Source organism: Paenibacillus sp. CMAA1364 (assembly GCF_054373195.1).
In genome coordinates, this window is sequence record NZ_JBITNB010000017.1 from 1 (window position 1) to 20013 (window position 20013).

The 20013-nt window shown below is 40.4% G+C and carries 21 protein-coding genes; 4 read left to right on the forward strand and 17 right to left on the reverse strand.

The window, feature by feature from the left end:
- Nucleotides 1–117: 117 nt before the first annotated feature.
- From ACH8E3_RS10980 to hemE, 7 genes are all read right to left on the reverse strand, one after another.
- Nucleotides 118–270 carry a hypothetical protein gene (locus tag ACH8E3_RS10980; RefSeq protein WP_458632681.1) on the reverse strand — a complete coding sequence of 51 codons (153 nt, stop codon included), beginning with the start codon at nt 268–270 and terminating at the stop codon, nt 118–120.
- A gap of 207 nt (nt 271–477) precedes the next feature.
- Nucleotides 478–2412, reverse strand: coding sequence for an ABC-F family ATP-binding cassette domain-containing protein (locus ACH8E3_RS10985; RefSeq protein ID WP_458632682.1), 1935 nt, complete (start codon nt 2410–2412; stop codon nt 478–480).
- 47 nt (nt 2413–2459) lie between these two features.
- Nucleotides 2460–3257, reverse strand: coding sequence for a DUF92 domain-containing protein (locus ACH8E3_RS10990; RefSeq protein WP_458632683.1), 798 nt, complete (start codon nt 3255–3257; stop codon nt 2460–2462).
- 3 nt (nt 3258–3260) lie between these two features.
- Nucleotides 3261–3884 (reverse strand): fumarylacetoacetate hydrolase family protein, encoded by a 624-nt coding sequence (locus tag ACH8E3_RS10995; RefSeq protein WP_458632736.1) that lies wholly within the window; start codon nt 3882–3884, stop codon nt 3261–3263.
- 58 nt (nt 3885–3942) lie between these two features.
- Nucleotides 3943–5232 carry a CapA family protein gene (locus ACH8E3_RS11000; protein WP_458632684.1) on the reverse strand — a complete coding sequence of 430 codons (1290 nt, stop codon included), beginning with the start codon at nt 5230–5232 and terminating at the stop codon, nt 3943–3945.
- A 144-nt stretch (nt 5233–5376) separates the two neighbouring features.
- Nucleotides 5377–6312 (reverse strand): ferrochelatase, encoded by a 936-nt coding sequence (hemH, locus tag ACH8E3_RS11005; RefSeq protein ID WP_458632685.1) that lies wholly within the window; start codon nt 6310–6312, stop codon nt 5377–5379.
- Nucleotides 6313–6353: 41 nt separating this feature from the next.
- A complete protein-coding gene (gene hemE, locus ACH8E3_RS11010; protein WP_458632686.1) occupies nt 6354–7397 on the reverse strand; it encodes a uroporphyrinogen decarboxylase in 1044 nt (347 codons plus the stop codon).
- 200 nt (nt 7398–7597) lie between these two features.
- Between hemE and ACH8E3_RS11015 the strand changes: the two genes are divergently transcribed.
- The gene (locus ACH8E3_RS11015; protein WP_458632687.1) at nt 7598–8806 is read left to right on the forward strand and encodes an MFS transporter; all 1209 of its coding nucleotides are present in this window, start codon (nt 7598–7600) and stop codon (nt 8804–8806) included.
- A 30-nt stretch (nt 8807–8836) separates the two neighbouring features.
- Here the strand turns inward: ACH8E3_RS11015 and ACH8E3_RS11020 are convergent, their stop codons facing one another.
- A complete protein-coding gene (locus ACH8E3_RS11020; RefSeq protein WP_458632737.1) occupies nt 8837–9436 on the reverse strand; it encodes an O-methyltransferase in 600 nt (199 codons plus the stop codon).
- Between the two features lie 226 nt (nt 9437–9662).
- Here ACH8E3_RS11020 and ACH8E3_RS11025 point away from each other — a divergent pair, with 226 nt between their 5' ends.
- Both ACH8E3_RS11025 and ACH8E3_RS11030 read left to right on the forward strand, forming a co-directional pair.
- Nucleotides 9663–10820 carry a THUMP domain-containing class I SAM-dependent RNA methyltransferase gene (locus tag ACH8E3_RS11025; protein WP_458632688.1) on the forward strand — a complete coding sequence of 386 codons (1158 nt, stop codon included), beginning with the start codon at nt 9663–9665 and terminating at the stop codon, nt 10818–10820.
- Between the two features lie 131 nt (nt 10821–10951).
- Nucleotides 10952–12880 (forward strand): LTA synthase family protein, encoded by a 1929-nt coding sequence (locus tag ACH8E3_RS11030; protein WP_458632689.1) that lies wholly within the window; start codon nt 10952–10954, stop codon nt 12878–12880.
- A gap of 122 nt (nt 12881–13002) precedes the next feature.
- Here the strand turns inward: ACH8E3_RS11030 and ACH8E3_RS11035 are convergent, their stop codons facing one another.
- The 8 genes from ACH8E3_RS11035 to ACH8E3_RS11070 all read right to left on the reverse strand — a co-directional run bounded on the left by ACH8E3_RS11035 (nt 13003) and on the right by ACH8E3_RS11070 (nt 18390).
- On the reverse strand, nt 13003–13239 hold the full coding sequence (locus tag ACH8E3_RS11035) for a YuzB family protein (RefSeq protein ID WP_458632690.1): 237 nt from the start codon (nt 13237–13239) through the stop codon (nt 13003–13005).
- 240 nt (nt 13240–13479) lie between these two features.
- Entirely contained in the window at nt 13480–14679 is a 1200-nt protein-coding gene (locus ACH8E3_RS11040; RefSeq protein ID WP_458632691.1) for a M14 family zinc carboxypeptidase, read from the reverse strand.
- Between the two features lie 105 nt (nt 14680–14784).
- The gene (gene racE, locus ACH8E3_RS11045) at nt 14785–15597 is read right to left on the reverse strand and encodes a glutamate racemase (protein WP_458632692.1); all 813 of its coding nucleotides are present in this window, start codon (nt 15595–15597) and stop codon (nt 14785–14787) included.
- Between the two features lie 188 nt (nt 15598–15785).
- Nucleotides 15786–16070, reverse strand: coding sequence for a YtxH domain-containing protein (locus tag ACH8E3_RS11050; RefSeq protein WP_458632693.1), 285 nt, complete (start codon nt 16068–16070; stop codon nt 15786–15788).
- A 108-nt stretch (nt 16071–16178) separates the two neighbouring features.
- Complete coding sequence (locus ACH8E3_RS11055) at nt 16179–17108, reverse strand: DUF4261 domain-containing protein (RefSeq protein WP_458632694.1); 930 nt, start codon at nt 17106–17108, stop codon at nt 16179–16181.
- Entirely contained in the window at nt 17105–17557 is a 453-nt protein-coding gene (locus ACH8E3_RS11060; RefSeq protein ID WP_458632695.1) for a DUF86 domain-containing protein, read from the reverse strand. Before ACH8E3_RS11060 ends, ACH8E3_RS11055 begins: the two co-directional genes overlap by 4 nt.
- 39 nt (nt 17558–17596) lie before the next feature.
- Nucleotides 17597–17884 carry a Dabb family protein gene (locus ACH8E3_RS11065; protein ID WP_458632696.1) on the reverse strand — a complete coding sequence of 96 codons (288 nt, stop codon included), beginning with the start codon at nt 17882–17884 and terminating at the stop codon, nt 17597–17599.
- A gap of 80 nt (nt 17885–17964) precedes the next feature.
- The gene (locus ACH8E3_RS11070) at nt 17965–18390 is read right to left on the reverse strand and encodes a phage holin family protein (protein WP_458632697.1); all 426 of its coding nucleotides are present in this window, start codon (nt 18388–18390) and stop codon (nt 17965–17967) included.
- Between the two features lie 188 nt (nt 18391–18578).
- Between ACH8E3_RS11070 and ACH8E3_RS11075 the strand changes: the two genes are divergently transcribed.
- On the forward strand, nt 18579–19157 hold the full coding sequence (locus tag ACH8E3_RS11075; protein ID WP_458632698.1) for a helix-turn-helix domain-containing protein: 579 nt from the start codon (nt 18579–18581) through the stop codon (nt 19155–19157).
- Nucleotides 19158–19250: 93 nt separating this feature from the next.
- On the opposite strand, the gene pstB is transcribed toward ACH8E3_RS11075, so the two are convergent.
- Nucleotides 19251–20006, reverse strand: coding sequence for a phosphate ABC transporter ATP-binding protein PstB (gene pstB, locus ACH8E3_RS11080; protein ID WP_458632699.1), 756 nt, complete (start codon nt 20004–20006; stop codon nt 19251–19253).
- Between the last annotated feature and the right edge of the window lie 7 nt (nt 20007–20013).

Consider the following 20013-nt stretch of genomic DNA (forward strand, 5'->3'; position numbering starts at 1 on the left):
TCCCCTCGGGGAGATGACTTATTAAAAGAGTTTACACAAAAGATTTGACAGACCCTACAACTACCATCTCGCCATTGATTATTGCTCCAATTTCATATCCTTCACTAGCTGTTTTAATTAATCCTGAAAAACATTTGTGGTATCTCCTATAATATATAATTCTTTAATATTTGTTTCTCCATTTCCACTAACTTGATATCCACACATTTCGTTTAACTTAATCCCTAGTTTTAATGGAACATCGCTAGCCTGTGTTTCACCAGTATCCATTATAAATCCATCGGTTCTCCCATAGGACTCTCCTGACAATACTACCAATTTTTCTAACTGCCCACTAGTAGAAGTTAAAACAGCGATCCTCCAATAACGGGAGAATCGCTGCTTTTTTGAACTTTACTGTTTTGAGAATGGAGAGAACCGGTCTTCGCTTGTAGAACATCTACTTATGGGAAAGCCCCCTTCATTGCGCTCGTATCTTTACATATCCATTTTTTCCGCTATTTCATTCAAATACGTCCAACGTTCCATTAATTGTTCAAGCTCTTGCTGTCCCAACTGAAGCTTTACCATAAGCTCCTGTAGTTTAGCAGAATCATTAAAGTGTAATTCCATTTGCTGGTTGGTATCCACAATGTTCTGTTCAGCTGCTTGAATCATTTCATCAATCTGATCATATTCACGCTTTTCTTTGAAGCTAAATTTCACTTTTTCATGTGATATTTGGGGCTCAAAATCCTTTTTCGAATCCACATTGGACTTATTCACATTCGTTACAGAAGGAACATCACGGTTACGGTCAGCTTCATGTGGCACATTCTTGGCCATCCATTCCTCGTATTCCGTATATGAACCTACATGAAGTCTTAGATTGCCTCCACCTTCAAAAGCAACAATCTTATCCACGGTACGATCCAAGAAGTATCGGTCATGGGATACTACAATGACCACACCTGGAAAATCATCTAAATATTGTTCCAATACGGCCAATGTCTGAATATCAAGGTCATTGGTGGGCTCATCTAGCAACAGCACATTGGGTGCACCCATAAGTACCCTTAACAAATAAAGACGTCTCTTCTCTCCACCAGAGAGCTTTGAGATAGGTGTCCATTGCAGAGTCGGAGAGAACAAGAATCTTTCGAGCATCTGTCCGGCTGTGATCGTGCTTCCGTCTGCTGTTTTAATCACTTCTGCTACATCTTTAATATATTCAATGACACGCTGCTTCTCATTCATTTCTTGATGTTCTTGCGTGAAATAACCTATTTTTACAGTTGTACCTACACTAATTTCTCCACCATCTGGCTGGAGTCTTCCCGCAATGAGATTCAGTAGCGTGGACTTCCCTGTACCATTAGATCCTACAATACCTACACGATCTTCAGGTACAGCGATATAATTGAAATCCTGAATGAGTACGATCCCATCATTGGTCTTGTGTAAATGATCGATCTCTAATATTTTACGTCCTAAGCGGCTTGAAGCAACGGACATATCCATCGATGCGGCGCGCTGTATTCCTTGGGTATCTTTTAGCTCTTCATAACGATCAATTCTTGCCTTTTGTTTCGTAGATCTTGCCTTTGGTCCTTTACGCATCCATGCAAGTTCTGTACGCAGTAGATTCTGTCGTTTATGTTCAGTGGATGCTTCTCTCTCTTCACGCTCTGCCTTCAACTCTAAGAATGCAGAATAGTTGGCTTGATATCGGAATAGTCTTCCATAATCAAGTTCCAACATGACATTCGCCACACGATCAAGGAAATACCGATCATCGGTAATCATGAGTAATGCCCCACGACGTTTCTGTAGATACTGTTCTAGCCAAGCCACCGAATCCGTGTCAATATGGTTCGTTGGCTCATCCAGAATTAATAATTCACATGGCTGAATTAAGGCATTCGCCAACGCGACTCGCTTACGTTGCCCACCAGATAGTGTCCCCATCAAATCCTCGAATTGGGTGATTCCAAGCTTATTCAGAATGATCTTGGCTTCACTTTCCAGATTCCAAGCCTGTAAAGTATCCATCTCCTGATTAAGATCTAACAATCTTTCTAGCACTTTTTCATTGGACGGATCAGAATCCAGTAAATCCATCGTGACTGTATAATCAGCTACGACTTTCATTTGTGGGTCATTACCCTGAAATACTTGTTGTAGTACAGTCATTTCCGGATCATAATCAGGATTCTGAGCAAGTGTACGAACTCTAACACCATTTCCGATTGAGATTTGGCCTCCATCCGGCTTCTCCAGGCCCGCAATGATCTGTAACAAGGTAGATTTACCTGTTCCGTTCACACCAACGATTCCAATCTTGTCTTGATCCTCCATTCCAAAAGAGGCATCTTGAAATAAAATCTTTTCTCCATAACTCTTACTTATATGTTCAACGGTTAATATATTCATCTCTTATTTTCCCTACTAACATATCTTATTTGGCTGGCAATATATGATTATAGCATGAAGGCTACAATCCCTCCAACTATGGAGCTGGTTAGATTTACTACATCATTATTCATCCTGATCCAACCACGAATTTTTGTTGTAGCCTGACCACAGTGTTGTACCACTTCCACTTCCTTACCACATTCTTGGCATTGATACATCACCTGTATAGAAGCCCCTAATATCGAATCTGTGAAAGCCCCCGCTAGACCAGAGACAAGTCCTATGATTATCCACAATAGAAGGGTATGGAATTGTAGGTCCCAGGCCAATAATGTCTCGAAAAACCAAGCGAATCCCCCAATCATGGCTCCGCCTGTTGCCGCAGCAGCACTTCCAAGAAGAGATACCCCACCGGATGTTCCCACTGGCAACACCTTAGCATTCAACACGGAACGTGGAGGCTTACGACTTAAGCTTCCGATCTCTGTAGCCCATGTATCTGCGGTCACTGTAGCCATCACACCAATAAATAACATTGCCCACCCCGGGGAAGGCCATATCGCATTAAGAATACACAGGAGCATACCTAGACCACCATTGGCTAACACTTGTCCTGCATCGCGTCGTCCAGTCTTAGCATAGGACTTCTCCATGTTTTCTTTATCATGTTGTCGGAACTTAGATATTATAGAAGAAGAACCAAAGAATACGAGTAGAATCCCGAACCAGAATAGACCACCTACAGCAAAATAAGTCGTCCCCATGATCATCGCCGCGATTGCACCTGAGCCTGAGAGTGACTGTCTCCAGTAAGCCACACTAGACACGATGAGTGCACAGAGCGCACCTACTATCCACAACATCTGTTATTCAATGACACAGCTTCCAAGCTGGTTATCTCCCCATACGAGTGTGAAATGGTCGCCGGAAGATACAGGTCCAACTCCTGCTGGAGTACCTGTAAATATTATATCTCCTGTACTTAAGCCATAACGCAAACCAATATGATCTACGATTTCCTGCACAGTAAAGATCATATCACTCGCATTACCCCGCTGTACTTCTACATCATTCTTTAGAACTGTGAAATCTTGCGATGTTAACTCCTTTATCCCGGGAAAAGGAATAAACGCTGTCAGCGGTGCAGATGATTTGAATCCTTTCGCTGCCGTCCATGGATGACCTTTCTCCTTAATGCCTTGTTGGACATCACGCAAAGTGAAATCAATGCCCATTGCCATGTAATCGACCAATTCATCTACTGCGATGCCTGGTACATATTCCTGATTGATATGAAACACCAATTCGCCTTCGTAATGAACTTCGCCTTCATTTTTCGGCAACGAAATAACGTTTTTATCCAGTTGAACAACAGCATGCGATGGCTTAAGAAATATCATTGGTTCCTGCGGTATAGCATTTCCGAGCTCTGCGGCGTGTAATCTATAGTTACGACCTACACAATAGACGTTGCGAATTATTGAATTCATCATGTCATTCATCCTTTATATTTATGATTTACGACATATATCGTCGCATTGATTATCGTTATGGCTTGATAACAGTACCATCTTTATTGATCTTGACACCACCAATAGATAACTTCTCTATATCTTTAAACAGTTGTTGGCCCTCTTGTGCTGACATGGGTACCGGTTGACCTATCTCCGCATGGAATGGGATCAATTTCATCTTACAATCCCCTTTTGGTGTACAGCTTGTTGAGAATATGGCTGTTCTCCATGTAGAAGCCGTACTCGATTTCGTAAATATGAAATTACCTGTACTATACGCGATCCATTTTCCCTTATATTGCTCTAATCCTTGTAGAACATGTGGATGTGCACCTATCACAAGGTCTGCTCCTGCATCAACGAATTGATGAGCTAGATCAATCTGATTCTTAATCGGGTTCAAATTTCTTTCTTGCCCCCAGTGTGCCATAACGATAACGATATCCGCATTTACTCGGGCTTTAGCAATAGATTTAAGCGCTAGGTCAGGTGTGTACACTGTGGCAACACCCGGTTTGTCTTTTCCTGCATGCCAACTCTCTTCAGGAACAACACGGCTTAGCGCAACAAGCGCAATCTTCACACCTTGACGCTTGAAGTAAGTAGGTGCATAGGCTTCAATATGATCTTTACCTGCACCCGCATACTGGATACCGCTTTTATTCAGGTGCTTAATTGTATCTAGCATTCCCGTCACGCCTTGATCAAGTATATGATTGTTAGCTAGACCTACCGCATCCATTCCTGCCTTCTTCAAAGCATCAAGCGCCTTGGGAGATGATTTGAACACAAATTGTTTGTTCGTAGCTCCTATCCCAGAAGTCGTTATAGGTGTCTCGAGATTAGCCATGGTCAGATCATCATGATGAAATAGGTCACCCAAATGTTGAAAAGGATAATCATACCCTTTTTCCTTCAACAAACTTTCTACTTTTCCTGCAAACATCATATCCCCTGCGAAGTTAATCGTTAGCATGCTATCTGAATTCGCGATGAATTCATTAGATTGATCTGGTTTAGATGGCTCATTGACATGAACATCTTCTTTTGCAGGCGGTAACGCATTCACTGTTGGTTCTGGAACAACTATAGGTTCTGCGACAACTGTCGGTTCTAGGATATCCGTGGGAGTCTCCTGTGTAGGCTGGGTCGTTGTGATCGGTTGAATATCTTCTGTATATTTACCTTCCGTAATCCAATAGACAGACAACACAGCACCAATGGCAACCATCAGGATGACATTAAGTATGATCGATGATTTGTTGAAATATTTATTCTTTCTTTTTCGATCGGATCTTTTGTTATTAGTACGGGATAAGTGCATGATTGACTCCTTCACACGCGATATGAATACCGTCTTTTTCGAGACTCTATCTAGTATATCAGGTTAAGCCAAACAAATAGAACCCCCGAATACATTCGGAGGCTCATCGAAAAGCTTGTATTATGTCATCATGTGATGAATGACTTATTGAATAGAAGCTTTTACAACATCACGGAGTGTCTCGATGTATAACCGATCACTATTCAATGAATCTGTTCTCATCAAACGGATATCCAGTTCTTTCGCGATCACTTGTGCTTCGATATCTAGATCATACAACACTTCTAAATGATCAGATACGAACCCAATTGGAGCAACGAGGATATTCTTCTTTTGTTCTTTGTTGAGTTCTTGAATCGTATCCAGCACATCTGGGCCAAGCCATGGTTCGGCTGTTCTTCCAGCACTTTGCCATGAGAACTTCCATTGTTTAATTCCTATACGTTGTGCAATCGCACGAGAAGTCTCTAGTAATTGTTCTGGATAAGGGTCTCCCATATCAACAATTCTTGCCGGTAGACTATGTGCACTGAATAACACAAACACATCATCACGCTTAGCGCCGGTTTCTTTAAACATATCCAACTTCGCACTTACACGTTCACTAAGCGCTTGAATCAATTGAGGGTGAAGATGATACTCCTTAACAAAAGTCATCTCAATCCCGAGCTCTGCAGCCTTTTCTTCAGCTCTCTTTATATACGTTCCTACACTCATGACTGAATAGTGTGGAGCAAGCACCACACCTACTGCACGCTTAATACCATCGCGGACCATCTGTTCTACACCATCTTCTATATAAGGCGATGCATGCTTTAGTCCCTGATAACAGACATACTCCACTTCAGATACATCCTTAGTCTCGTTCAGAAGTTCCTCTAAAGCCCTCACCTGCTGGTTCGTGTTCTCACGCAAAGGAAATACTCCCCCAGCAATAGCTTCATACCGACTAACTAAATCTTGAAGTTGGTCCGGCGTTGGGGGGCGACCTCTGCGAATATGTGTATAGTAAGCCTCAATTCCTTCTAGACTCTCTGGTGTTCCGTAAGACATAACTAATACGCCTACTTTGGATTTCAAGACATAACCACCTCAACTTAGTATAGGTTTAATTCGTATGTTTATAATTTCAATTGTGAAGCAGAATATTCATGTACAAATTGTGTTAACTCACGAACCTTATCTAAGGATGCTTCTGGGAATAGTCCATGACCTAAATTAAATATGAATCCAGGTTTCTGAATGCCTTCATCGATGATGTGTTTGGCCTGTTGTGTAATAACATCTATAGGTGCAGTTAAAATATAGGGATCTAAGTTACCTTGCATTGCGAAACCATCATTTGTTCTTCTTCGTCCTTCAGATATAGACACTCTCCAATCCAGACCTAGCACCTGACATTGAAGATTGGTGAGTAATGGTAATAACTCTCCCGAACTAACACCTGGGAAATATATCTTGGGTACATTCAAATCGCTTAATTCGGAAAAGATACGAGTAATCGTTGGCAACACGAACACTTCGAAATCCTTCGGGGATAAGGCACCAACCCAGCTATCAAATAGTTGAAAAGCCTTGCCACCATTCGCAATTTGAGCTCTAGCATAAGTAATGACCATGTCTCCAAGCTTATGCATTAAAGCATGCCAAAGATGTGGCTCATTATACATCAATGTTTTGGTGTGAATATAACTTTTGGATGGTCGTCCTTCAATTAAATAACTAGCAATTGTAAATGGAGCGCCTGCAAAAGTGATAAGTGGAACTTGTAAAGCCTTATCAAGGATTTGTATCGTCTCCATAATATGATTCAGATCTTTATCTACATCGATTGGACGAAGGCGCTCAATATCAGCTGCTGTTCGAATCGGATTGTGAATAACTGGACCGATATTCTTGACAATATCGAAATCTATTCCAAGTGAAGCTACTGGATTCATAATGTCAGAATAAAGGATAGCGGCATCAACGCCTAACTTCTTTACTGGCATTAGTGTGATTTCGGCCGCAAGTTCGGGTTGACGGCAAATTTCAAGGAGGCTATATTTTTCTTTTATTTTGCGATAATCAGGGTCCGTTCTACCTGCTTGTCTCATATACCATACAGGCACATGATCGATCTGTTGCTTATTACAAGCTCTGGTGAACACATCATTGTAAGTCATCGGTTAGCCTCCAATATCATCATTTGCTTGCTCTATATAGTATGCACGCTTCAAAACGAAGTAACAACTATACCTTAAGTGAATCTCATGACAAAACTATGACAATGTTAACGATGCGATATATTCTTTTATGTTATACTTATATTTTGTCGTTTTTCGAGGAGTTACGAAATCACAGCTTAGAAAGGTCGTGTCTACAGATGACAACATGGAGAATAAACCTCATTGTATTATGGATCGGTCAATTTCTAGTCAATGCTGGTGTTACGATGATTACGCCTTTTCTAGCTTTATATTTATCCAAGGATCTTGGTGTTCATGGTGATTATGAAATTGGCATATGGGCCGGTGTTATATTTGCAGCGAATTTCATGACTGCATTCTTCTTCCAACCACTCTGGGGGAAACTATCCGACCGTTATGGACGTAAAATTATGTTATTACGCTCAGGGTTTGGTATGGCAATTGTCATTGTGCTCATGGGTTTCGCCCGGAGTCCGTGGGAATTATTATTTCTTCGTCTACTGAATGGAACCATATCTGGATTCAATCCCGCTGCGATCTCTCTTATATCAGGAACGACACCTAAATCCCAAATGGGGTATGCTATGGGGATTATGCAGTCAGGCGCCGTTGCTGGAACCATTCTAGGACCGTTGATTGGAGGAAGTCTAGCTGATCTTGTCGGCTTCCGTCCTATTTTCTACATAACTGGTGCCCTAATCCTTGTTGCTTCCCTTCTAGCTCTTATATTTGTAAAAGAGAATTTCAACCGCGAAGAAGCTGCTCACACCGTACAGGACTCCGTCATTCAAGGTTTCAAAGAACTCGCTCATATTCCTCAATTATTAGCCTTGTTTGCAGTGACTTTCTTACTCCAGTTCGCGATGGTTAGTCCCATGTCTTTGTTACCACTATATGTGCAAAAACTACATGCTTCGCCGCTAAATATTTCATTCTGGGCAGGAATGGTTGTTGCTGTCACAGGCATTTCAAATATGATCTCATCCCCAATTCTTGGGAAAGTCAGTGATAGACTAGGGGCACATCGCATTCTCACCTTTGCCTTAATCGGTACGACGTTAACGATCATCCCACAAGCTTTCGTTCAGAATGTATGGCAATTGATCATGATTAGGTTCTTCATGGGTATCTTTATGGGAGGGTTATTACCTAGTGTCAACGCCCTTATACGTTCCTATACTCCCGATGGGATGGAGAGTCGAGCTTTCGGATTCAATAGTAGTACACTTGCTCTTGGCAATATGACTGGTGCACTCGTTGGCGGATTGTTATCAGGATTTATAGGCATTGAGGGATTATTCATCGTTGCTGGTTGTTTACTTCTGTTAAACGTAGTGTGGGTAAGATCCAAGCTCTATACCCACAAGCAACGACAGCGTGATTAATTAGGATCATCATACATCACTTGATGCCGGTTATATCACCAATGAGATGGATAGACCATCATAATCTGCAAGCAATGTGCTCATCAATCTAGTATCCGTGGCTACCTGCTCGTTAAATCGACGCATCCCTTGTACTGCTGGTCCGTTCTTCTGCGGATCTAAGGTTCTACCGCGCAAGAAACAATTATCTCCTACAATCATGGCTCCAGGATTGGCCAATTGGATAGCATATTCCAGATATATTGGATAATTTTCTTTATCCGCATCGATAAAGAAGAAATCAAACGTTTTGCCTTCTTGTTTAAGTTCTTCTAGGCTCTCAAGTGCAGGACCTACCATATATTGAACGTTGGACCCGTACCCTGCTCTCTCTAAGTTCTCCTGTGCTAATGTTGCATATTCCTCTTTCAACTCCAATGAGAGCAGTTGTCCATCGACAGGAAGCCCCTTGGCGATCCGAATCCCACTGTATCCACCGAGCGCGCCAATCTCTAGGGCACTCTTTGCACCCGTTGACTGAACAAGTATTGACAGAAGTCTCCCATATGCTGGAGCTACGGATACTTCTGGCATGTCCTTCTCTCTAATACTTTCTTTCACTCGCTCTAGTTCCACATCATCTTTGTACATTTCATCAACATATTCTTCTTGGGTGATATCCAATTGCAGTTCCTCCTCGAACTAACTTTCCATATTAGCCTATTTGTTTTATAATTGAAGCTTGGTTATATCGCATTATGATGTTAATCTCATTATTGTATTGGTTTTGTCGATAACCGGCAAGTTACGTTAAATTTAAAGGTCTCCTGATGTGCCATGATGCGCAAAGGATGTCCGGATGGAGTTGAAAGGTTAAATGGCTCACTTGCAACTTATTGCTACAGCACCCATGGGTTTAGAGTCCGTTGTAGCTCGTGAATTGAAGCAACTGGGATACCATGATATGACAGTCGAGAATGGACGTGTCATTTTTAGTGGAGACTTAATTGATATCTGTCGTTGTAATTTATGGCTTCGCACTTCAGATCGCATTCTGATTAAGATGGGCGAATTCACAGCAACTACTTTTGATCAATTGTTCGAAGGAACAAAGGCATTACCATGGCAGGACGTGATTCCTCGTAATGGTGAATTCCCTGTTGAAGGTCGTTCTCTTAAATCACAACTAAGCAGTGTTCCTGCTTGTCAAAGTATCGTTAAGAAAGCTATCGTTGATAAATTAAATCAAACTTATCATACAGAATGGTTCCCTGAAGATGGTCCACGCTATGTCATTGAAGTTATTATGTTAAATGATGTAGCATTGATCACATTGGATACAACCGGCTCAGGTCTTCACAAACGTGGATATCGTAAGCTCGTTACTGAAGCACCAATCAAAGAAACGATGGCAGCTGCTCTAATCCAATTAAGCCGATGGAATCCCACAAGACCCTTCTATGACCCTTGTTGTGGTTCTGGGACCATGTTAGTTGAGGCCGCAATGATTGGATGGAATATTGCTCCTGGATTACGTCGAACGTTTAATTCTGAGGATTGGCCTATTATTCCAGAGTCATTATGGTCTGAAGCTAGGGAAGAAGCATTTGATTCCATTCGAGATGATATTCCTTTACAGATTTCCGGAAGTGATATTGACCCAGCAGCTATAGAAGTTGCTCAAGCAGCCGTGAATAGTGCTGGCTTCGCGAAAGATATTCAATTGGAGGTTCTACCTATCACTAAAGCTAGACCTAAAGGTGATTATGGATGTATCATTACCAATCCACCGTATGGAGAACGTTTAAGTGAAATCGAGGAAGTGGACGTACTTATTCGTGAATTAGGAAGAATGTCAGTATCTCTTCCTTCTTGGTCATTCTTCGCCATTAGCTCAACGAAGCGGTTTGAACAATTGTTCAATAAGAAAGCTGATAAGCGTCGTAAGTTATATAATGGAACGATCGAATGTCAATATTATCAATATTTCGGACCTCTTCCACCAAGACATAAGCAAGAATCTCTTCTTGAATAACTATCTACTCTATAGGTTGATACAAAGGAGGGTGTCCCCGAATCCATTACACATGGTTAGGGATGCCCTCCTTTTATGTTCAACAACTATATAATCCCGACAATCATTCGGTCAGAAAGGGGACGGCATTCGTGAAACATCACAAAGATAGCGTCAACTCTTATAGCTTTAGTCGCCAGACCCATAGACATCACTATCGTTACATCATCTATCCGTTATTTATCTGCTTCATCCTGTTTAAGTTAACCTTTATAGATCGATATCTAAATTTACCCTATATATCTCTCGATTTCTTAGACTATGTCATTGCTATAGGATCCATCATGCTCATATCTTTCTGGACATTATGGCTACCGCATCGTGGATTTATCATATCTCTCGTATTACTAAACATGGTACTGACTATGATCATGTACTCCGATCTTGTATATTATCGCTATTTCGAAGATTTCATTACGATTCCTGTTCTACTTCAGACGGGACAGATCAGCTCACTAGGTGACAGTATACAATCTTTATTGAACTGGAATGATCTATATTTCTTTATAGATTGGTTACTATTGCTGATGTATTTCATCATCCGTATAATACCTAGATTCAGAAGAAAGACCCCTGTTACACGTATTGGAATTGGCCGTCGTTTAGTTACAGGCATTCTAATTCTCACTGTAGGTTCTGTTCTTACCTTTGCGCCGATTAAACACTACACCGACACATGGGCTAAAGGCTTATTCGCAAGCAATTGGTGGAATATGAGCATATACAACGTAACGGGATTACTTGGATTTCATGGGTACGATATTTATCGTTACACGAAAGAACATTTAGGCCCAACATATGACCTAAACCAAGCTGAATTAGATCGAATTGCAGATATATTCAAAGGGAAGGTCGCACAACGGAACATACATAATGAAACGTTCGGGAAATACAAGAACAGTAATGTGATTGTGATTCAAGTTGAAGCTTTTATGAATTTCATGATAGGTCAGCGTATACAGGGACAAGAAATTACACCTCACTTCAATCGTCTTATGAAAGAGAGTATGTATTTCAATCAGTTCTATCATCAGACTGGCCAAGGAAGAACATCTGATGCTGACTTTAGTGTCCATAGTTCTTTACATGCTCTACCTACAGGTTCTGTGTTCATTCGCTATCCTGATCACACATACGATATGTTACCTTTAATATTACAAGATCATGGTTATTCCCCTAACGTCTTTCATGCATATGATAGCAGCTTTTGGAATCGAACTATTATGTATAACCACATGGGTTACGACCGCTACTTCAGCAAAAAAGATTATCTAATCGATGAGCCTATGGGGTGGTCACTAGGTGACAACTCATTCCTTACACAATCCTTAGAACAAATGAAATCGATCAAACAGCCTTTCTATTCTTTTCTAATTACACTGACCAGTCATCATCCGTACACTATCCCTGCTAGCAAGCAATCATTGGATGTGGGCGAGTATAAGGGCAACATATTTGGCGATTATCTTCATGCTATCCATTACGCAGATGAGGCACTAGGATTATTTACTGAACAAATGAAACAGGACGGCCTATGGGACAATACGATCCTTATTGTCTATGGAGATCACGATAGTTCCATTAAAGATAAATCTGTTTATGAACAATTTCTAAGAAAAAGCTTAAATGATCTCGATATGGAGCAAATCATGAATCAAGTTCCATTACTTATTCATCTACCAGACAATAGCTTGGCAGGTGAATATGATGATCCTTCAGGACAGCTAGATATGTCGCCCTCGCTTCTTCATCTGTTGGGTATTCCGACCGATTCCTATCATATGTTGGGCAACAATCTATTCGTGGATAGCGATCGATTCGTAGTTCTTCGTTCAGGGGCATTCACAAATCGTGAAGTGTTCTATCTTCCTTCTGCTGATGGTCGTTTCGAGAATGGCAGTTGCTATAACCTTAATACACGAGAACCTATGGAGATTGGGTCGTGTCGTACTGGATTTGATCAAGCGCAACTTGAACTCAACTCATCAGATCAGGTCATTCAATATGATCTCCTTAGGTGAATGAAGTAACAGATGCAAAAAACCGCAGCTTCAGTATTAGATTATCTCCTATACTGAAGCTGCGTTTTTGCTTGTCTGATATTTTATTGAAAGTTCCTTATGGAACACACTATTCATACTCATTAAATGTCAACTACGCCTTTTACAAATGGAGCTGCTTTAGCAAGCACTTCTTCCTCAGTAGCCGCACTCACGTATCGACCATTAATGTAGACGAATGCTCTTTTCCCACAAGGACCACAATAAGATTTACACCCCACCTTAATCTCAGCGTCAGGTGCCATCTTTTCTAATTTAGGAATAATACTTTTGAGCCGTACATGTCTACACTTCTCACATACGCGAATATCGTTTGCCATTTCTAATCCAACCTTCTTTACTAATTTGAATTCTCTAGCTATTCCTTTTGCGTCATTTTAATTCTAAATTAACTAACCCTATTTCGCAAGGTAATTCAAGACTTGTCCTTATTTACGACAATGGATTCGACAGTTTATTATTCGATAAGAACTAGCGTATGGGAGCAACCACAATATTCCAATGATCACCATAAAGTGGTTGCTTTCCTTTTGATTATCATTAAGTTGTTCAATTCAACTCTATATTCTCATTAATTCAGCAATAATTTTACCGATTTCAAGACTTATATTTCGATAATGTTCTATGGGTAGCGGGTTTATTCCTTGACCCACTTCCACAGTAAATCCTGGACGACTAAATTGATAAATGAACCAATCTTTATATCCTGCATCGCTGCCTTGTAATTGAACTGATCGATAACCACTCACCTGGGCTAGCCTATTGCTGATCTGTTGACTCTCTTTCGGTTCATAATCACGATAATTCCAATAAATTTCTTGCCCCTGACTGTGTAATGAAATCACTGCGTCTGGCGAGATATCAACCGTACTCTTAGCCAGTGCTGCTGCTTCTGGCTCACTTAATGGATATTCCCCACCATAATCCCGCGGTGCAGGGAATATAGTCCCTCTACGTTCAACTTCTTCTTCCCAGTAAGCTGGGAATTGATCGCCAAGATCTACACCTCGGATATTAGCTTTCCAATGTTTGAAGTCTTTGCGATGATGATTGTATGTCATTAATTGCTCCGCATAGATATGTTCGTGTGTAACGCCTTCTTGAACTAATTCGACTCCATCTGGATTTGCCATAGGCACGATCCACAGCGTACATTGTTCGAACAACTCCTGCGAATCATAATTATTCCACTGTTGGTTCGCATCGTATGCCACCGCATATTCTTCAATACATTTCATTAGAGATAAAGTCGTTATCCACTCATTGGCATGCATGGACGCATTGATATGAATTTGTCGATCACCATTACCTATTCTTAACATGATAAGTGGTTTACCCATTACACTAAGACCAATTTCCTGTGTCGCAATAAAAGGATATTTATCCACCATTTCAGCAATATTATCCATCATTTGCGTGTAACCATATTCCCCTTGTGGCTCAACAATACATTTAGCTTCTGGGTTGGGTAGCACAAGAACAAGTCCAGTAGGAAATCGATCATGTGAAATGCCGGGGTTCATTTCTTTAAAAGCTTGTTCGTTGACACAGAATTGCGCCAATACATTCTTCATCGTATCGCCTGCTTGTATTTCATATCTACGTCTAGGTGTGGAAGGAAGATAAAGGATTTGACCAGGAATAAGATAAGGTTGATCCGAAGACCAAGGATTAGCATATACAATATTCTCAAGCTTAAGGCCTCTCTTGGCAGCAATCCTTGCTAGTGTATCCCCTTTACGAACAGTATATTGTAGCATACAAACCTCCCTTTCTGCGGAAATCAGAGTGATCCGCGAACAGCAAAGATCATGTGGTTAGATTGTATGCATACATAGCATTTCTTCATGCCTTATTATTTCACTTTATTCATCAAATTTAGTCACTTGCCATTCGACAGGCGTTCTCTGTATATGTTCTCCTAACCACTGTGTTGCAATTTTCTTGAATATTTCACCATCTCCGCTACAGATAAATTGATGAATAGGTGATTCGTCATTCTTGGCTAACTGACCTTTATCATACAAAATTGTACTGATCTCTCTGGCTGTCTCATCCGCAGAACTAATCAACTTCACTTTACTCCCCATGACTTCTTGAATAGTATCCATTAGGAATGGATAATGGGTACAACCAAGTATCAGACAATCAATCGAAGTACTACGGATATTTTCCAGAGATTGCTTCACTACATCCGTTGTCTCTTTACTGTGAAATAACCCCTGTTCCACTAAGGGTACAAGTTGTGGACAAGCTTCACTTGTAACATTTACATACGGAGATAACTCTTGTAATGCTTCTGTGTAAGCTCCACTCCTTATTGTACCGACCGTACCGATAACACCGACCTCACCCGTCTTAGTCGCACTGATAGCTGCACGGGCTCCGGGATGGATAACACCAATGACGGGAATCGATACTTTCTCCGATATATAATTTAACGCTACTGCAGTGGCAGTATTACAAGCGATCACTATCATCTTCGGTTCGAACTGTATGAGGTGATCTACAATTTGCTCAGTAAACGCTTTTACTTGCTCTGATGACCTTGATCCGTATGGAGTACGAGCCGTATCCCCAAAATATATGATTTTCTCTCTTGGAAGTTGTCGCATGACTTCTTTAGCAACAGTCAATCCCCCTACTCCCGAGTCCAATATCGCAATTGCATGTTGCACGAACACACCGCTTCCTTCTATGTTAATTTCTGATTTCTACCATGTACTATATGTCCAATAGTTCTTGAACGTACCTAAATAGTACTCCAGTTCAATGGGACCTTCAACATATATATTCCCCTCATATCTCATGAAAAAAGACCTTGCATCCCCATTATTCAGGATAAGGTCTAGTCTTCCATATCTTGTTAGATCACTTCATCGGATTCTTCTTTCTTACATGGACGCCACGATTGTACTTCTTGTGCAATATCCGTAGCCTTGCCCTTCACTATGCTGTAGACATTTGCTCCCTGAGCACTAGCGACATTCGCTAGCTCCTGTGTCTTGTTACTAACTTGACGAGTCGTATCCACAATATCCTTGCGTAATTCAGAACCAGGTTTCGGTGCTAATAGTAATGCCGTGATAGATCCGATAAAACTGCCTACTAATGCTCCACATATAAAGCTTTTATTGTTGTCCTTCATCATACATCTCTCCTTCTTCATCGCTACAATCGGGCGAATGCCTATTTCTTAATGCATTATAATCAGAAGGAGCTTGACTTGACACTCGAGACAACCTTAATTATCTATTATTTATTTACTTTGTTTGATCTGTGTTGCATCATGTTCAGGTCCAGCATTAAGATCAAGTACATAACGTTCCGGAATAACTAACGCATGTTGATGCTCACATTGATACGCTCTGTCTGTTGATGTGCCAATCGACTCACCGTCTTGAATAATATCGCCCTGATCAAATAGATATTTAGATATCCCCAACAAGTCGCGTGCAACTTCACTAGGATTCATATCATAGAAGTGACATTGAAGATCTGGTATACCCAGAGAAGATAATCCGAGGGTATCCATAATCATTGCCTTTTCTACACCCGTATTGTATAGACGAAGATTGACAGCACCATATAACTTCTCGCCCTGATCAATCGCTTCCAAATAAATATCTGGTTGAACAAATTTCTCACTTGTGTGCCAATAAATTGCCTTACAGGGCGCCGTTTCTTGAATCGCATTCACTAGACCTAATAGAAGTTCAAGTCGTTTCTTATAGTGTATTCCTGCTGTATATAAATCATGGATTCGCAGACTATACTTACATTGTTCAACTGTCTTGTCAACATTCTGCCAGTGAAAACTCTGCTGTATTCCACGTTCAAATCGATCATAATCTTCAATAACACTTGGTTCATATATACAGCTCTGAGCGTATATTTCTTCATCATCAAAAGTTACTTTATGATCCATATGAAATATAACATGGTGACTTTTGTTCTCTTCCTCCGAGCGTGTCAACTCTTTACCGAATGGGGAGGTTAATTGACCATCTGACCCTGACACTTTCAGTTTCCCTGTATATTGTTCAATCGTCTCATACAATTTCGCCATAGACACTATAGGCTGTTGATCATACAGAAATTCAATGTTGTAGGCGAGTTCGAACCCCATTAGTTCATTATCTGAAGTTAGATGATTTTCTTTATTGTTTAATTCAACTTCAGTAGTCATTCTATCATCACTCCTTCCTCATCAAAAACCCCTAACTCGTCGTCTATATATTTTCTAATAGAAGAAGAGAATTCGTTCAAGATAGCAGGAAGACTTTTCGTTAAAGGATGAAGTAAGGAACGTTCCCATTCGTAATAATTCTGTACTAATGGTCTGCGCAACTTGACTAATGAAATCAAAGCCATATGCACGGTATCGCTGAATGCCTTCGCTTCGTGTGTAATATCTAGAATATCTTCGTAACTACTTGCATCTCGCAAGATGAAACCATCAATAAGATAGCTTCCTACGTCTGTTACGACCTCAATGGATAAATGCAAAGCTCTCTCTTGAGCAAATCCCAAGAGCAATCCACCATCCCATTGATCTGCTACCATTTCTAGACCTTTTACAATCTCAGGTATGGTATGAAGGCGTCTCTCAATCTGTTCTCTATTGACATAATACACAGCCTGACCTCCATGAAGTTTGTTAGAAGTGTTCTCTATTTACAACTCATAATCTACTGCTATTGAATTTTCTTTGAACTCATTCATATGCTGAATTACTTCTTGGTGTAGCGGGTGAACTTGATAGGCATGTAGAGCTTCTAAAGATGCAACTTCTGTCATTAGTGATATGTCGTATGATCGATCAGAACGCATGATATCAATTCCTACTTCAATGGATAACAGTTCAGGAATCTTCCCTTCCATATTACGAAGTACATCTGCAGTTCTCTTAATGCTCTCAATAGAACTATCTTTTAATTTAAATAGAACAATATGTTTAATCATGGATTACTCCTTATCATCAAATATAATAGGTTCATCAAAAATATAACATATCCTAGAATTTTGGGAAAGGCGATTGTCATTTATAACTTGTTACGAACATCTTCATCATTCTTATCCTTATTCTTCAAAACAGCAATCAATCTCGTTATTTGGTCAGGTAAAGGTAGTCCTAAACGCCCATAATTCTCGGTAATAGAAATCAGTTCGTTCGCCATATAAAAATAGATTACGCCACTTTTCACAGCACCAACGTCATGCTCTAGAAGAATATCGATTTGATGTGCTAATAGGATGACTAGGAACATGAGAGCCTTTCTAGTTAATCCCCAGAATCCAATGTCACTATTAAGCCCTGAACCTGTCTTAATCGCTGCTAGTACACCAGTGATATAATCAATGATAATAACGATCAAGAAAACATTGAGTAATTGCGTCCAACCTCCAAAGGAATAGGCAAGGACCGTTCCAATGAATCCACTTATTGCATTTAAATAGTGAATATTCATATTCATCACCCCTTCATCACGTACCACATACTTCATCATATGTTGAATATGATAGAATGCGATGGCTTATACCATTGCTATCATCAACCTATAGCGCCAGTATATTTTGAATTCAAGATGATTAATGGTATTATGGATGCATAATCAGTACGTACATGTACAATGTTTAATTCAATCATGGAGGAATTATGCCTACACAACTAGAGAAACACTCGATTCAAGAATGGGCTGAGATTAACCGTAAGTATTTAGGAAAAGGTGTCCGTGTTAAACGTTTTCGCAAACCAACACGTTGCCAAATCCGCAACCGTGTCCTATTAGGGATATTAATGGTAAGGGATATTAAGCTGTCTGCCTTAGCGGAGGAACTGTCTATATCCTCACGAAGTGTGAGTGCATGGGTCTATGAAGGACGTATCCCAAGCAAGAAGAATATGGACAATGTATGTAAATTCTTAGGTTATCCTAGACATATTCTGTTTAATGAACAACATCTCAACACCAGTCCTGTGATTAGTCAACCATCCGCCTCCAAGTTTATGCAAAGAACAATAACACGTTCTCCTGTGAAGAATCATATTCTTACGGGTGTTTGTATGGTTTATGACCTTTCGGTTAGCGATGTCAGTCGATGGATGGATGTCCATCCGGGCACATTTCGCAAATGGTTGCATCAGGGTACACTCCCATCCATATTATTCCAACAAAAGGCTGAGGATTTCTTTCGGATTCCAAAGTCCATTCTATTTGCAGATTGCAACTTGTAATTCAATAAAGCTCAGAGGTCTGGTGAACAACACCGACCTCTGAGCTTTATTCATACTAATCAATGACAAGATGACATCGTCTTCTTAGATACATTAGCCAAAACGACCTGTAATATAGTCCTGGGTCCTTGGATTGGATGGATTAGTGAATATGATGTCCGTTGCATCATATTCCATCAGTGTTCCTAAATAGAAATAAGCGGTATAATCAGATATTCTTGCCGCTTGCTGCATATTATGCGTAACGATAACAATACTTAATTCTTTTTTCAATTCAACAATAAGTTCTTCCACCTTGGCTGTTGACACAGGATCAAGCGCTGAGGCAGGTTCATCCAACAATAGAATTCGTGGATTGACAGACAACGCTCTGGCAATACACAACCTTTGCTGTTGTCCTCCAGATAAAGAGAGAGCCGATTGTTTCAATCGATCTTTTACTTCATCCCACAATGCCGCTTTCCTCAAGCTATTCTCCACAATTTCATCCAATTGCTGCTTATTCTTGATTCCATGATATTTCGGTCCAAAGGCAATATTCTCATATATAGATTTGTAGAATGGATTAGGCCGCTGCCATACCATACCTATCTTTTGTCTTAATTCAATCACATCTGTCCCTGGTGCATTGATGTCTACGTCTTCGATCCATATCTTTCCTTGTATTCTAGAACCAACAATCTCATCATTCATACGGTTCAAGGATCTTAGGAATGTGGATTTACCACAACCTGATGGACCAATTAAAGCAGTGACACTTTGCTCAGGAAAGTTAAGATCAATCCCTTTTACCGCTTCATAATTACCGTAAAACACGCTAAGTTTCTCTGTTCGAAAGGATGTATTCATATGTTTA